Origin of the sequence: Erythrobacter sp. Alg231-14 (genome assembly GCF_900149685.1) — a bacterium.
Lineage (GTDB): Bacteria > Pseudomonadota > Alphaproteobacteria > Sphingomonadales > Sphingomonadaceae > Erythrobacter.
Window position 1 is genome coordinate 1,410,598 of sequence record NZ_LT702999.1, and the last position, 13,987, is coordinate 1,424,584.

Consider the following 13,987-nt stretch of genomic DNA (forward strand, 5'->3'; position numbering starts at 1 on the left):
GAGATCTTGTTCTGGCTGGCGGCATGGGTCGCAACAATGAGCAGGGTTGTCAGGCAGCCCAGCCGGTTATGGGACCGGTCCTGCCTGAGAAGGTCCACCGCCAAACATGGGTTGGGCGTGGTTTTGATCTAACGATCGGAGCCTGCGCCCTTTTTATTTGGTCGGCTCCGACAACAAAGGAGCCACACCATGGCCAATCTTACCATTTCTTATCGCAAGGTCACCGACCTTGCTCCCCGACCCAACAATCCACGCACGCACAGTACAAAGCAGCTTCAGCAGATCGCATCCTCGATTGGTCGCTTCGGTTTCACCAATCCTGTGCTGATCGATCAAGACGACCACGTGATCGCGGGTCATGGACGCATCGAGGCGGCAAAGCTGATCGGGATGACTGAGGTTCCAACTGTCTGTCTCGCTGACATGAGTGAGGCCGAAATCCGTGCCTATGTCATTGCCGACAACAGGCTGGCGGAAAATGCCGGATGGGACCGTGAACTTCTCGGCCAGGAGTTTCAGTATCTGGAAGACCTCGAGCTGGACTTCGATTTGAGCGTAACCGGATTCGAGCTTGCCGAGATCGATAACTTGATCGGCGAGGTAACAATTACATCTGAATCTGATGATCCAGCCGATGCGCTGGCGATCCCTGCCGATGGGCCAGTCATTACCCGCTCCGGCGATATCTGGAAGATCGGGACACATCGCCTGATCTGCGGTGATGCTACAAAGGCTGAGACTTACGAGGCATTGCTTGGCGAAGGCCGCGCCCAGATGGTCTTTGCCGACCCGCCCTACAATGTTCCAGTCTCAGGGCATGTCTGCGGCCTCGGCAAAGTGCAACACCGCGAGTTCGCTATGGCCTCCGGTGAGATGTCGAGCGCAGAATTCACTGGCTTCCTCTCAACGGTGTTTGGCCACCTTGCCCACTTCTCTGTCGATGGCGCGATTCATTTCCAGTGCATGGATTGGCGACACATGGGCGAAATCCTTGCTGCAGGCGAACGCGCTTATGATGAGCTCAAGAACCTGTGCGTCTGGTCAAAATCGAATGGCGGAATGGGCGCTCTTTACCGGTCGCAGCACGAACTGGTCTTTGTATTCAAGTCAGGTACCGCGCCGCACATCAACAATGTCGAGCTGGGCAAGCATGGCCGCTATCGCACCAATGTCTGGTCGTATGCTGGTGTGAACACCTTTGGTCGCAATCGTGAGGATTTGGAGCTTCATCCGACCGTGAAGCCGATCGCCCTCGTGATGGATGCAATCCGGGATTGCTCGAGGCGCAAGGATGCAGTGCTTGATGCGTTCGCAGGCTCGGGAACCACGCTAATTGCGGCCGAACGGACTGGACGGCGTGGCTACGGTATCGAAATCGACCCAGCCTATTGCGATACAATCATCCGGCGAATGCATGACCTCTTCGGGATGGAAGCTGAACTGGATGCCGACGGTAAAACCTTTGCAGAGCTTAAGGCGGAGCGCTGCCTCGACGTTCAGGGGGCTGAGCAATGAGCGGGAAGAATGTGGGATATAGTCGGCCGCCCGAACAGCATCGTTTCAAGAAAGGCCAGAGTGGTAATCCGCGCGGGCGGCCTAGGAAGTCGAGAGGCGCGATTGATCCGCTGAACGTGCTCGATGCTGAGCACAAGGCAAGGGTGAGCGGCAAAATCAAACAGCTCTCATCAGGCGAGATCAAGCTGCGCAAACAGGTCCAGCTCGCGTTGGAGAAAAAGGATATTCGAGCGATCCTCTACCTGATCGCGCAGTTCGAAAAGTACGATCTTATCGCTGGCGAACAGCAGCGGCACCTGGATAACGTGATCCTGATTCCTTCGGACCTGCCTGATGGCATGTTCAGCCTGCTTCAGAAAACCTATGGTCACCCGCCGTGGTCTGAGGAGGAGCGTGAGTGGGCTAAGCGGGTCTATCTGAGGAATCGCACCGAGCGGCAACGCCGCGATGATGAGTTCATCGGGTGGCCGGGCTCATGAGCAACCCGAATGGATCACAGCAGCCAATCAGGCGTGGCCAACCTTTCGGCGATGACAATCCGCCGCCTCGTCGCGGCCGTAGAAAAGGTGCGCGCGGGCGCTGGTCTATCATCACCGAGATCGCGAACGAAACGCACAAGATTGTAGTCGACGGCAAGATTAGGCGTGTGCGTACCCTTGAGCTTGTCCTGCGGGCGCTTGACGAGGCAGCGCGCAAGGGCAACCAACGGGCGCTCAGGGAATGCGACCGCTTGCTTGAGCGATATGGTCCACGCGATCAGCAGGGTTGCTATCTGGTTGTGCCTGCGACGACACCCGTCGACACCTTTAAGAAGATCATCGAACTGCATAACACTCGCGTGGTTCAGCCCGATCCGAACGAGGCATGACCTACTCTCCGCCGGACTTCACTACCACGGGTTCTTTTCGAGCTATCTCCACGCTGGTCAAAGTGCTCAAATAATTGTTAGTTCAGCATCAAAAGCAAATGTGAAGTTGGAGGGGCCGGTATGGCGTCAATGTCCGAATCTTACGGCAAGAGCACTCTGCGCTGGCAACAGGAGAAGGATGGTACTTTTGCCGGTGTCGTGATTGCAGATGGCAAGCGATCCGAGATCCTGCGCGATGAAGATGAAGCGCGCCTTCTGGTCCGCCTCAAAAATGAAGCGGGAAAGCTTGAGCCGCTTTATGTCGGAATGCAGGGGGCGATCGATCGTTTCCTGAGCTTCATGCCCGGCGGATTTTCTGGTGAGCGTAACCTGGGCGAGGAGCGGGATTACAAGCTGAACGCACACAGGCAATTGCTCGATACGCTATCACTTGAGAAAGCGAAACAGGCAACCATCGATGACGCCCTGAATGTTCGCAAAGCTGGGGTCTGGATCAATCTGCTCTCGCCTTATGAATCCATGCATCTGAAGGAAGCACTCGAGGGACCAAATGGTGCGGCCTTCCTTCAAGCTGCCGCCAAATTCGCAGACGGTGACGTCAATGCCGGAGCGCAAGGCATGCATCTTGCCATCAAGAAGCACGGACGGCTGAGTTGGCCTACTGCCACGTACTTTCCGTTTCTCTGGCAGCCGACAAAACACATGTTTCTCAAGCCGACTGTGACACGAGATTTTGCGGAGAGGATCGGTCATCCATTCCAGTATGACTACGAAGCCGAAGTCACTGCTGATACCTATAACAGTCTGATCGATCTCGCCGAGGAAACAATGAAGGCAGTCAAACCGCTCGGCGCGAGAGACCTGATCGATGTTCAGAGCTTTATCTGGGTCGTTGGCGCATATCGCGAAGAAGATAAGCCAGGGTGAGGTAGATAAATGAACACCACAGGGTTCGTCTTTCTGTTGATCGCAATCACGGTCTGTTTCGTGATACTTCACTATTCAGAAGCGGAGCTGGAAAGAGAACGTCAGATACAAATCTATAGAATCCGGCAGATCAAGCCCGAGATGTTGCATGAGAGTATCCGATCCGCGCCCGAGGTTCGGGTGACTATTCTTCGACGATCGGGATACGAGTATGACGACTATTACTCGCAATTCTCGAACGTAAGTGCAGCCCTCAACTACGCAGCTAACCGGTTTGCCAGAGCACGGCTCGACGGTTTCAAGGTTGTGAAGAATACCAGCAAGGAATTCGAGATCGCAGCCGCTTACGAAAGCCCCGGAGGGCGGCGGACGGGCAAGTATATGGGTGGGTGTGTTATTGAACCCGTCCGCGAATGAGAGCGTCCAAGCCCTAGCGCGCAGCGCCGCCCATAAGTTTTTGCCACAGGCCACATCGTCAGACTTGTCCCGGTTGCGAAGCTCGGCTTCAAGTTCGTTAAGGTCCACCCCCCTGCTGATTTCCGCAGAACGCAAATGCATGCAACACCCCTCCTGCCTAATGCGCACGCCGCCTGATATCGAGAGGGATTCCACAAACTTCAGAACGAGCACCACAGAGGGATATATAGGAGAGTTCAGACCCCAATGCTTTGCCTATAGCCAATTTGAAGTACTACATATTAAAAATGTATTGCATTTTTGTTCTGTGAAGATCATATAGGCCTCCACCTAGAGCATGGAGGGCAATTTCATTGAGCAGGAAGAGGGAGAAATTCGTCGAGCTGGCGGAAAAAAGGGTCAACGCCGCGATCAAGCAACTCCAGCTGATTGGCAACCTGTCGAACACAGGTAACTATGAATTCAGTGAATCTGACTACCAGAAGATTTTCCGTGCCATTGAGACGGAAGTACGTGAAATGAAACGCAAGTTCACTGAGTCCGGAGCTGGTTCGAAGGGCAAATTTTCATTAGGCGGAGACAACTGATGTGGCACTTTAGAGAAGCGGCTTATGAAGATACTATTGCTGAGTCCAAGCTCAGCGAGTTCTTCTCGGGCAAGCCGAGCGAAGCAATCGTCCGAGAGTCTTTCCAGAACTCGCTCGACGCCGTCGACGACCAATCCGCCCCCGTCCGGATTGTCCTTACACTCGGTACCGCCGACAGTGCCACTTTACAGGAAGCTTATGATTCCCTTGGCGAGCACTGGAAAGCGACCGGGCAAGGCGCGGGTGTTCTCACTTCTTCCCGTTACCTGCTGATTGAAGACTTCAATACGAAGGGCCTTCTTGGACCCATCGACAAGGAAGAAAAGCCGCATGAGAGCCTCTACAGTTTTTGGTGGGAAGAAGGCCGCTCTAACAAGCGAAAGGGAAGCGGCGGAAGCCACGGCGTTGGAAAGAGCACGCTCTCAGGTGCGTCGAACTCCCATGCCTTTCTTGCACTGACGCGGCGCTCACCCGGCGAGGAACTGCTGATAGGCTATTCCATCCTCCCGCCGCATGAGGTCGGGTCGCAGGAATACCTAGGCTACGCAAGGTTCGGCAAACGATTAGTCCGGCAAAGCGATGGCGCAAAAGTCATCTACCCGTACACTTGCAAAGCTGATGGTAAGTTCATTGAGCGTTTCCGGCAGCATGCCGGGCTGCGGCGCACCAATGAAAACGGCCTGTCGGTCTTCATTCCCGATGTGCGTGAACAAGTTGATACTGACACCCTGCTCAAAGCTGTGATCGAGAACTTCTTTTTCCCGATCATCAAGCAAAGCCTAGTTGTCGAAATCTGCAATGCCTCCACCGGACATTCAATTTCGATCGAGAAAGCTAACATCCTTTCGCTAGTGGAGGATGGTGATTATTCCGATGACTTTCGTGCGACGATCGAGGTTTCTCTTGAAGCCACAAGGCTCGCGAGCAAAAACGACTTCTTCTACCTACGCAGCGACTTCGTCTTTACGAGTGATACCGGGCTTTCAGCCGAAGCTTTCAGTGACGCCAATGTAAAGAAAATGCAGGAGACTTTCGAGAAGGGCGCCGTAGTATCGGCGCGCCTCGAGGTTCCCATCACACTATCGGAAGGCAAGACGGTCAGCGGCTATGTCGACCTCTTTGCAAGGGGCGGAGAGAAAGGAGGGCACAAGACCTATAAGGCCTTCAGAGGAAATATCCTCATTGAGAAGGAGAAATGCCGAGCAGCACAGCCATTCTCGGTTCTGATCCTCGACATCTTCAATGACGACGATGGGAACGAACTCTCGGAATACATGAAGTATGCAGAGGACCCGGGCCATACGGAATGGAAGAATTCCGCCCAGCGCCGCAGCCAAGGGCGATATCCGGGATCAGAAACCTGGCAGCGCCACCTTGTCCAGAAACTTGGTAGCTCCTTCATCTCCATCCTGACCGGCACGGACGACCAGGAACAGATCGAGGGCTTCGCCGATGACATCTTCTTTGTTGAGAAAGAGGTAGAGCCTGATCAGCCCGGAGTGCCCGGGGGCAATAATGGGCGGAGGCCTGGTAAGGACAATCCGATTCCTCCGGATATCCCTGCGCCCTCCCCTCAACTATTTCGCATCCAGAGACTTGCGAATGGCCGGGCCGCCATTGCGGGCACTGAACATCTGAAGGAAGCGATAGAACAGTTCGGGTCAGTATCTGGAAAGATCTGGGCAGCAAACATCATTTTCGGAAAGAGCAAGTCAAGCTGGCGCAAACACCATCATCCTTCGGATTTTGATTTTGGCGAGGATGGCGTGGTCAAAAGCAATGGTGGAAGCATCACGATCAAGTCACCAAACAGTCTCGATTTTGTTGCCGAGAGCGAAGAGTTCGCGATCGAGTTCGATGGGTTTGACGCTAACCGCGATGTGCATATTGACGTCCGCAGGACGAAGGAGGCTGTCCAGTGACTGCTGCCAGTCTCAACTTCACAAAACGTCGCAAGATCAAGTCGGCCTTTGTGGATATTCGCGTCCTTGAACGAACTGATTCCTACATTCGTGTGCGGGTCAATGTGGATTCCAAGGTTCTACAGACTGATGATGACTACCGTCTCGTCCTCGACGGGTTTGATCGCGGTCGCCACCAGCGCCAGAGGATAGAAAACCCTGCTGGAGACGATCTCGATTTCACCGGATTTCCGATCGATGCCTCGCTCAGGTTCAAGATCCGGCAGGTCGCAAAGGGCTCCGATGAAGGCCGCGTGATCGCCGCGACCGCCGACATCCGCCCAGTGGAAATCGAAGGCAAGGTACAGCGGGAACCGTTCATCGTCCCTGAACCCGATGATCTTGGATCGCTTCCCTGGTGCATCCAGTGGGACGGCGACGTCGCCGATCCACGCCTCGTTATTAATCGCAAGCTGGATGACATGTTCGGCTCGTGGAAGAACCCAACTCTTCAGGCACTCTACCTTCCTGCGATGCTTCGTGAGCTCCTGATTGGCCTAATCTGCCGTGTCGAGAGCGAAGACGAACTGGACGAAGGAACGCTTGGAGGGAGTATTATCGCCTTTTGCAAAGAGCGATTTAATGCCGAAATTCCATCGGGTTCGTTCAACGGCCCCGACGGCAACAGAGACGAATGGTTGGAATGGGCCGAGGATTGTGTCGTCGAGTTCGCGGAGACAAAATGGCGCAAGGACAAGACGCTGTTTGAGCTGATGCTGGAGGCAGGAGAATGAGCGAGTTTGCAAGTACAAAAGTCATGCGCTTCACGGATGAGGGCATTGCAGCCGTCCGTACGGCAATCGAAGGACTCCGCGATGAGGGTTCGACGAAGAAAGGCAGCCAAGGGACCGCCATTTCTCCTGAGGAACTGGATACGCTCTCAAAGCTAGCGCGGAGGCAAGACCTCATCGAACCGTACACTGAGCAGGTCGAAATCGATCCCAGCAAACAATTTTCCAGTCGTTATGACATGGGGCAATACCTTGCTGGAATTATAACCCATATGAAGGCGGAACGTGATGCAGGTCTCTGGACGTGGATCAGCATGGTCTACCTCAGCCAGCTACTTGCCCGCCGCCAAGACGGCCAATTTCTGCTCGGCAGCGAGTACCGTTACATTCCTGATGACAACCGTTTGAGGTATTATCGTCACTTATCCAAGATGGCGTGGTCAATATTCAAGCAGTATGGCGAAAAATCTAAGCTGTTCCTTTCGATTCCTTGCAGCACGCATTCGGATTTTGTTGAGCAGTCGCAAAAGGACGACGTGCGTTCCAATCCGCACTTGGTCGATCTGTGTCTTGAGCTCTTCTATGATAAGAAAGCAGCAAAGCTGAAAAAGGGTGTAGCAACCTCAGTAAAGACCCCAGGAAGCTTCCGTAGGCTCGTATCGATCATATCGCCCCAACTTTATATGAACTTTGATCTTTATGACATGTCCGCCGCTAGGATCCGGGAGATTTTACCAAGCGAATTCGAGAAGTGGTTCGATAAAGCGGCATGAGAGCAACCCTCAGCGCGGCATTGAGGGCGATTTGCTTTATCCGTTCGGAGCAAAGGGCCGGTTGCCCGGAACCATAGGGGAATGAACGCAACAGGCATCGTTGCTGCCTCACCGACACTAACGAATTTCGCCCTATTCGGCTGCACTATCGCAGAGTGAGACCATCCGAACGTCAGTGTAGAGGTCGTTTGCCGCCTCGGTGATATTGTTCACCCGCCACTGCGAGCGACGCTTGTTGAGAGAAACATTCTCCGGACAGTATTTCGGCGCAGGATCGAGGAACAGCGTGCCTGCGTAGAGCGCCTCGAACAGCTGCTCCGCCGAAGTTTCGTGGCACCACATCACCCGATCGGAAAACTCGACCATATACTTGTGACCCGCTGCCAGCAGTGCTGGGTCTTCACATCTGGCCTTCGACGCCCGTACATAGACGGACTCATTGTGCTTGGCAGACCAGCAGTTCAGAAGCCGCTCCAGCGACCAGCCCGCAGCAAGGCGACCTTGGTCATCGTAGAGACCCACATGGACATCCTTATCCGCGGCAGCAGCAATTGAAGCTCCCCGCTCATGATTGACGATTTTCAGCGTTAGCCCGCTCTTTTCGCACCGGTCGCCGACACGATGGATACCGGTGAGCCGAAACTCTCCCGGCTTCGCCTCATAGCCATAGGTAAGCATGAATTTCGCGAAATCCTCAGCGTAAAGCCCCATATCGGGCTCCGGCGTAAACAGTGTGACCTTGTTCTGGGTATGCGCCTTGAGCTCAATGCCTTCGAAGTCACCGTTTTTGTCGCTGTTGGGCACAATGCCGAGTTCGTGCTCCAGCGTATAGCCGCAGACCTGCGTACCGTTGAAAGGGAGCGACTTGCGGTTGGCGTCGAGCCTGCAGCCAGGCACTGGCCTGTTCGCTACCTCGCAAAGCATCCTCTCGAGGGCAGCAGAAACATTCCGGCCAACACGAAGATGCTTCCACACTCGCGATCCGGTTGCATTTGGCAGTGACGCCACCTCGCCCATGAACCTTCGACCGGGGTCGGCAACCATTACCGCGATGACTTCACCTGCCCCCCGACGGCCCAACACCAGATAACGAGCGATATCAGGATGCTGTTTGGTGAAATCGACCGAAAGCGTTTCCGGCATCGTGTTCTCCACGGTCTGGAAGCCACTCAGCCTGGTTTCCGGGTATTGGGCGTAGATGATCATCTTGGCTTCGCGGGCCGGGATCTCCCGCCCGGTGCTGTCTATCCAGCAGAACTTCCGGAACACCGCCTCCGGGATGAACTTCCCCATCGTGCGGCTGCCCTTCTTGCGACTCGTCGAAGCACCCCTGAGGGAGAAAGTCACATCAAACATCGGATAGACCGGATCGAAGCCCGCCGCAGAATAGATCTGGTTCTTGTCGTTGTGGTTCTTGCGAAGCGGCTTGATCAACGCTTCCTGCGCACCGTGGGCAGAAAGCAGGCTGACAAGTTCGTCCAGCCTGGTGGGCGCAAATTCAAATGACATTCTGATACCTCTTCGACTTGTCTGTGAGGCATCATCTAGTTGCAGGATTGCGCTGGCACAACCCCTTCGCCGCCGCTAAAACCAAGCAGCATGCTTGGACTACCTGTATTAAATACGTTTATTTTTTTGTGTGATGCTTAGTTTGCGAATTATTTGGTGGGCCGTGTGGAATGGAAACTGTCCGATGATCACCGAGGAAGCATTCCTGCTGATCACTCTGGAGAAACCGCGCAAGCTCACTCAGGACCTCCTTCTGGGGGAGGCGACTCTTCCCCTTCATCTGACATTCCCAGACTACCGCCACCCGCCAGCCTACATCGAGAAGGGCACTCCGATTCCTTTCGTCGCGTTCGATGTTGGCAGTAATCTTCGACCGCCAGAATTCCTCGCGGGTGCGCGGCCAGCGGAAAAGATGGCAGTCATGGCCGTGCCAGAAACACCCGCGCACCTCGATAACGGCTCGCCTTGACGGAAAGACCAGATCAGGCCTGCCTGGAAGATTGCGATCATGTAGCCGGAAGCGGAAGCCGAGGCGGTGCAACCCGGACCTGATTAACTTCTCGGGAATAGTATCGCTCCCCCTTATGCCGGCCATCATCCGGCTGCGTTTTTCAGGGGAGACTATATCCGGCAATTCAGGCGTCGACAGTCTGCTTGGGCTCTTGAGCCGCCGCCGCCTCCGATTTGCCAAGTGCACGTAGGATGGCTGGCTGCATTGTGCGCGCTATCGCCTCAATCACTGGTACAACCACGGCATTGCCAAACTGACGATATGCCTGCGTGTCAGAGACAGGGATCAGCCATTCGCGCCCATCCCTCTCGAAACCCATGAGCCTCGCGCATTCGGTCGGGGTCAAGCGCCGCGGCCGCGTGCCCTTCTGATCAATGAGGATCTCCGAGCCATCCTTGTGATAACGAGCCGACAGGGTCCGCGCCACGTCGCCAGGGCCATGAGCCGTAAACCCGAAACCGTTACCAGCCTTCTCATGCTTCTTGCGGTAGGCCTGCAGGTAATCCCACAGCTTCGGGGTCAGGGTATATTTTGCATCGATCTCGTTATGCGACTGCAGGATCGAACCCAGAGTTGGCCATTCCTCTTCAGGCGGCACAAAGGCATCAAAATCGTCGAAGTTGAAGCCGGCATCCTCGCGGAATCCGACGATGAAGATTCGTTGCCGCTTCTGGGGAACGAATGGGGCTGAACTGATTATCCTCGTCTGGATCCTGTAGCCGAGCTCATCGGTCAGCGTGTTCTTGATGACCTCAAACGTCCGGCCCTTGTCGTGACTCTTGAGGTTCTTGACGTTCTCCAGCAGGAATGCCGCCGGCTGATGATGGCGGATGATCCGCGCAATCTCGAAAAAGAGATTGCCCTGCTCTTCACACTCGAACCCATGCTTGCGACCGAGCGAGTTTTTCTTCGAAACGCCGGCCAGCGAAAACGGCTGACAAGGAAACCCAGCAAGCAGAACATCGTGTTCGGGGATCAATGAGGGGTCTTCCCCATAGGGACGAATGTCTCCAGCAAAGACATGGTCATCGCCATCGGGGAAATTGCGTAGGTAAGTCTTCTGTGAGAAGCGATCCCACTCACTGGTGAAAACGCACTTTCCACCGATTGCCTCGAAACCAATCCTCATGCCGCCGATACCGGCGAAAAGGTCGATGAAGCGGAAGGCCGGGTCCTTGTTGACCTTTGGCGCTCTCGCTCGAGCCAGCTCCCGCATCTTCTCGACCGTCAGTTTGGGTGCGCTGCAATCGCCAGCAATATACCGTTTCACCTGACGCGTTGATTGACCGAGCGTTTCCGCCAACTCTTCCAGTTCAACTCCGGCCTTTTCGAAATCGTGGGCGAAGCTGTTTTTCTCGGCGCTCATGTGCTCTCCATTGCATCTGGGTCGATTTATGACAGATTGGCATGGAGGCTACCGGAAAGCAAGGATTTGTTCACTTTTTGTTTCCACGTCGTCCACAGGCAAGGACGTGAAAGCTGAGCAGCTTCGTGAACTGATTTTATGTTAAGTGGTTGACTGGAGTTGGGCCGTTAGCGGACAGACTGCTCTTGCGAGCCAAGAGGCTAGAACCGGACTGTTGGAAATCGACCCAATTGGCGCCAAAAACTACATTGAAAAATCGGGTGGCAAGAATGCTTCGATCGGTCGATTGGAGCCATTGCTGCCTTCAATGAACCAATCGGTAATGGCCAATCCAACCGGCGAATAGGCGATTGCCATAGAGAGCGCGAAGGTCCCGATGTAGAGGCCCAGACCCCAATAATAGGCTGGATGGATTTTACCGCGCACTCTTTTGTCTACGACCATTCCGATCAAGGGAAACACCCAGGTCGCGGCAGTGATGGTGAACCAAGCATAAGGAATCAAAAGCGGCGCTGGGATTAGACGGCCAAGACCCGGTCCGGTTAGAATAGCCAGCGCACACAGCATCAACCTTCTGTGCCATCCGATATGACGTTGGACTCGCAACGCCCATATGGACAGCGCGCCAAAGCACAACAGCAGTGCCGAATTGCTTATCAAGAACTCGCTTACGTTGAAGAAGAACGGACCGCCATTCCTGCGGGCAACGGTGACCATAATCAACAAGCCAACCGCGACCATAGCCGGAATGAAGAGATAAGCCATTTTGCCGAGCTTTGCGTGCAACACGAATTTACCGCGATACGCTGTGATGTGTTGCAAGAGATAGAAACCCAGCCAGCCCATGAAGAGCACGCCGTGCAGATGATATTGCAATGGCGCATCAAAGCTCGAGCGTCCCATTGCCAATTGGAACACAAATCCAGCTACGATCACTACAGTCATGATCGCGGCCATTCTTACAAAAAAGCGTGTGCTATCTTTCGTCGCTCGCGCGTCTGATGCCGTTTCAACCGCCATACCAAATCCCCCCTGCGCAGTTCATATGCGACCACCACTTCGATGGTCAACGACCGTGGGGTTGCGACTGCTCCAACCCCCAATAGCAGCCTTTCAGCGGTCCAAAGAGGGGCGCCGAGAGCGGTCTGACCGCTTCCCTCAGCTCGTAGCCAAAAGCGGCTCGTCAGCAACCGACCCAAAAGCGGACGTTTGTGGTGCCTGGTTCTTGCCACCTTATCTAGCGCCAGACCTACAAATTTTGACGCTCGGCCGTTTTGGCCGATTGGCGAAATCTTGCGGATTAAGAGCCGACTTAGCCTCCCTATCATTACGCCGTTCGGAAACAGGTTACCGTTAGACTGACAGAACTCATAAGCTGAGCGTCAGCGCTCTTGCTCTATTCAGCCGCAAGTGACTTCGAAAGGTACTTTGGCCTGCCAAGACCCTTGCGATTGTCTGGCCTCACAAGCTTTGTATTGCGCATCGAGCATCCGTTCATTTCTATTGCTACACTGGAACCTGGCTTCTCGCTCAGCACTGACTTGTGCCTCTTCGCAAGCTTGAGCCTGTGTGGCAGAAAATTCAGTTGGGCCATATCTAGTGAATGTTGACTGTGCATGCACCGCAGTCGCGACCCCCAAAGTAAGTCCGGTCAACAAAATTGCTTTTTCAGCTTTATTTTTCATATTACCCCCTGATTCACTGATAAATGCAATAGATCGCTCGACCCATTTGCGAAGGTCTCCTGAAGCGCCACGGCTTGCCCGCTACAATTCCAACAGAAGGTCTTGGGACCTAAAAGGCCGCACTTGCCACAAACAGTTTGCGACCAAATTTGCACGGCCGCGACCCTTCAAAAATCGCCATCGTGCGGCGCAATATTGTTGGGTGCATCGATCCATCCGTGCATGCCATCGTAGAAGACATCGCACCACAGCTTACCCGATCGGGTAATGCACCAATCGACATAAACCTCTCCGGCATTGTGAGGTATCACACCGAGCCGGTCGGAATTGACGTTGTAATCCGACCATGTTTGGAGCCCTTCATTTGGCCTAAGGTTGACGACATAGCCTCGGTAATCTGCTGAATATGCGTCACCACCACCTGTCCATTCGGCAGTTTTGGGTCCGCAATAGTGGTCTCGCACCTGCAAAAATGTCTCATAAGGCAGGGGAGCGTAGTTGCCGTAGGCGTCAGTGCCGCGTTGCGACCAGTTTTCAGGGTCGGAAAGTCTCGTTGAAAAACTACCGTCCCAGCCAGGCCGGTCCCACTCAGGGTCCCTGTCGATTTCACCGCCATTGACAAGTACCCCGGTCAAATCGGCGGGCACCCCCATTTCAAGATTGTATTCCCTTATCGTAACAAACCCCAGCGCACGGCACTCAAATTCGACCAAACCGGCAAACACACTCTTCTCATTTGTCTCGACATAGACAGTTCGGCGGTAACCCACTCGCTCTATTTCGGTCCCGCCCCAAACTGACGAATAGGGCGCTTCGAGCTGTTGGGTGTAGATATAATCAAGCATAACCCCAGGGCGAAAATCACTGGGATAGGAGCGGGCATCCTGCTGCGCCGACACTGCTAAAGCCGGAACACTAATGGATGCCGACAGCAACAACCCAGCTAAAATATGCATTGTTCGCTTAAGTCCATCGATGCTCATCATTACATTCCCCCCAAAAATTGCCTTCAGCGAACCTGTAAATCCGGGCTAAGGTCCCACATTACAGATCATCCACTGCTCTCACTCAAAATTCATCGCCTGATACGCTTCAATTGGCCCCGCGCTAGAGCACTTTCTGCGAGTTGATACTTGG

General features: G+C 54.3%; 15 protein-coding genes. 9 read left to right on the forward strand and 6 right to left on the reverse strand.

Features of this window, described 5'->3' with window-relative positions; translation table 11 throughout:
• Positions 1 to 189 precede the first annotated feature (189 nt).
• The 9 genes from BQ8290_RS06605 to BQ8290_RS06645 all read left to right on the forward strand — a co-directional run bounded on the left by BQ8290_RS06605 (position 190) and on the right by BQ8290_RS06645 (position 7,779).
• Entirely contained in the window at positions 190 to 1,515 is a 1,326-nt protein-coding gene (locus BQ8290_RS06605) for a DNA methyltransferase (RefSeq protein WP_108788677.1), read from the forward strand.
• Positions 1,512 to 1,994: a DUF5681 domain-containing protein gene (locus BQ8290_RS06610; RefSeq protein WP_108788679.1), complete on the forward strand. Its 483-nt coding sequence runs from the start codon at positions 1,512 to 1,514 to the stop codon at positions 1,992 to 1,994. Before BQ8290_RS06605 ends, BQ8290_RS06610 begins: the two co-directional genes overlap by 4 nt.
• A complete protein-coding gene (locus BQ8290_RS15270; protein WP_108788681.1) occupies positions 1,991 to 2,383 on the forward strand; it encodes a DUF5681 domain-containing protein in 393 nt (130 codons plus the stop codon). Before BQ8290_RS06610 ends, BQ8290_RS15270 begins: the two co-directional genes overlap by 4 nt.
• A 129-nt stretch (positions 2,384 to 2,512) precedes the next feature.
• Positions 2,513 to 3,310, forward strand: a complete 798-nt coding sequence (locus BQ8290_RS06620) for a hypothetical protein (protein WP_337661083.1) — start codon at positions 2,513 to 2,515, stop codon at positions 3,308 to 3,310.
• Positions 3,311 to 3,319: 9 nt separating this feature from the next.
• Positions 3,320 to 3,727 (forward strand): hypothetical protein, encoded by a 408-nt coding sequence (locus BQ8290_RS06625; RefSeq protein WP_108788685.1) that lies wholly within the window; start codon positions 3,320 to 3,322, stop codon positions 3,725 to 3,727.
• A 353-nt stretch (positions 3,728 to 4,080) separates the two neighbouring features.
• On the forward strand, positions 4,081 to 4,314 hold the full coding sequence (locus BQ8290_RS06630) for a hypothetical protein (RefSeq protein WP_337661084.1): 234 nt from the start codon (positions 4,081 to 4,083) through the stop codon (positions 4,312 to 4,314).
• The gene (locus BQ8290_RS06635; protein WP_108788689.1) at positions 4,314 to 6,236 is read left to right on the forward strand and encodes a hypothetical protein; all 1,923 of its coding nucleotides are present in this window, start codon (positions 4,314 to 4,316) and stop codon (positions 6,234 to 6,236) included. The genes BQ8290_RS06630 and BQ8290_RS06635 overlap by 1 nt, the downstream gene beginning before the upstream one ends.
• Positions 6,233 to 7,009 carry a hypothetical protein gene (locus BQ8290_RS06640; protein WP_108788691.1) on the forward strand — a complete coding sequence of 259 codons (777 nt, stop codon included), beginning with the start codon at positions 6,233 to 6,235 and terminating at the stop codon, positions 7,007 to 7,009. The genes BQ8290_RS06635 and BQ8290_RS06640 overlap by 4 nt, the downstream gene beginning before the upstream one ends.
• Positions 7,006 to 7,779 (forward strand): hypothetical protein, encoded by a 774-nt coding sequence (locus BQ8290_RS06645; protein WP_108788693.1) that lies wholly within the window; start codon positions 7,006 to 7,008, stop codon positions 7,777 to 7,779. Before BQ8290_RS06640 ends, BQ8290_RS06645 begins: the two co-directional genes overlap by 4 nt.
• A 132-nt stretch (positions 7,780 to 7,911) precedes the next feature.
• Here BQ8290_RS06645 and BQ8290_RS06650 read toward each other — a convergent pair whose 3' ends face one another.
• The 6 genes from BQ8290_RS06650 to BQ8290_RS06675 all read right to left on the reverse strand — a co-directional run bounded on the left by BQ8290_RS06650 (position 7,912) and on the right by BQ8290_RS06675 (position 13,836).
• Positions 7,912 to 9,288: an MvaI/BcnI family restriction endonuclease gene (locus BQ8290_RS06650; RefSeq protein WP_108788695.1), complete on the reverse strand. Its 1,377-nt coding sequence runs from the start codon at positions 9,286 to 9,288 to the stop codon at positions 7,912 to 7,914.
• Between the two features lie 118 nt (positions 9,289 to 9,406).
• The gene (locus tag BQ8290_RS06655) at positions 9,407 to 9,886 is read right to left on the reverse strand and encodes a very short patch repair endonuclease (protein ID WP_337661085.1); all 480 of its coding nucleotides are present in this window, start codon (positions 9,884 to 9,886) and stop codon (positions 9,407 to 9,409) included.
• A gap of 37 nt (positions 9,887 to 9,923) precedes the next feature.
• Positions 9,924 to 11,165 carry a DNA (cytosine-5-)-methyltransferase gene (dcm, locus tag BQ8290_RS06660; RefSeq protein WP_108788699.1) on the reverse strand — a complete coding sequence of 414 codons (1,242 nt, stop codon included), beginning with the start codon at positions 11,163 to 11,165 and terminating at the stop codon, positions 9,924 to 9,926.
• Positions 11,166 to 11,408: 243 nt separating this feature from the next.
• Positions 11,409 to 12,110, reverse strand: coding sequence for a hypothetical protein (locus tag BQ8290_RS06665; protein WP_337661086.1), 702 nt, complete (start codon positions 12,108 to 12,110; stop codon positions 11,409 to 11,411).
• A gap of 455 nt (positions 12,111 to 12,565) precedes the next feature.
• The gene (locus BQ8290_RS06670; RefSeq protein WP_337661087.1) at positions 12,566 to 12,850 is read right to left on the reverse strand and encodes a hypothetical protein; all 285 of its coding nucleotides are present in this window, start codon (positions 12,848 to 12,850) and stop codon (positions 12,566 to 12,568) included.
• Between the two features lie 167 nt (positions 12,851 to 13,017).
• Complete coding sequence (locus tag BQ8290_RS06675) at positions 13,018 to 13,836, reverse strand: hypothetical protein (protein ID WP_337661088.1); 819 nt, start codon at positions 13,834 to 13,836, stop codon at positions 13,018 to 13,020.
• Between the last annotated feature and the right edge of the window lie 151 nt (positions 13,837 to 13,987).

Bases quoted from the DNA above. Each gene is read 5' to 3' on its own strand.
- BQ8290_RS06625 (WP_108788685.1), top strand. From the start codon at position 3,320: ATGAACACCACAGGGTTCGTCTTTCTGTTGATCGCAATCACGGTCTGT.
- BQ8290_RS06665 (WP_337661086.1), bottom strand. From the start codon at position 12,110: ATGACTGTAGTGATCGTAGCTGGATTTGTGTTCCAATTGGCAATGGGA.
- BQ8290_RS06605 (WP_108788677.1), top strand. From the start codon at position 190: ATGGCCAATCTTACCATTTCTTATCGCAAGGTCACCGACCTTGCTCCC.
- BQ8290_RS06645 (WP_108788693.1), top strand. From the start codon at position 7,006: ATGAGCGAGTTTGCAAGTACAAAAGTCATGCGCTTCACGGATGAGGGC.
- dcm (WP_108788699.1), bottom strand. From the start codon at position 11,165: ATGAGCGCCGAGAAAAACAGCTTCGCCCACGATTTCGAAAAGGCCGGA.
- BQ8290_RS15270 (WP_108788681.1), top strand. From the start codon at position 1,991: ATGAGCAACCCGAATGGATCACAGCAGCCAATCAGGCGTGGCCAACCT.
- BQ8290_RS06610 (WP_108788679.1), top strand. From the start codon at position 1,512: ATGAGCGGGAAGAATGTGGGATATAGTCGGCCGCCCGAACAGCATCGT.
- BQ8290_RS06635 (WP_108788689.1), top strand. From the start codon at position 4,314: ATGTGGCACTTTAGAGAAGCGGCTTATGAAGATACTATTGCTGAGTCC.
- BQ8290_RS06675 (WP_337661088.1), bottom strand. From the start codon at position 13,836: ATGATGAGCATCGATGGACTTAAGCGAACAATGCATATTTTAGCTGGG.
- BQ8290_RS06620 (WP_337661083.1), top strand. From the start codon at position 2,513: ATGTCCGAATCTTACGGCAAGAGCACTCTGCGCTGGCAACAGGAGAAG.
- BQ8290_RS06670 (WP_337661087.1), bottom strand. From the start codon at position 12,850: ATGAAAAATAAAGCTGAAAAAGCAATTTTGTTGACCGGACTTACTTTG.
- BQ8290_RS06650 (WP_108788695.1), bottom strand. From the start codon at position 9,288: ATGTCATTTGAATTTGCGCCCACCAGGCTGGACGAACTTGTCAGCCTG.
- BQ8290_RS06655 (WP_337661085.1), bottom strand. From the start codon at position 9,886: ATGATGGCCGGCATAAGGGGGAGCGATACTATTCCCGAGAAGTTAATC.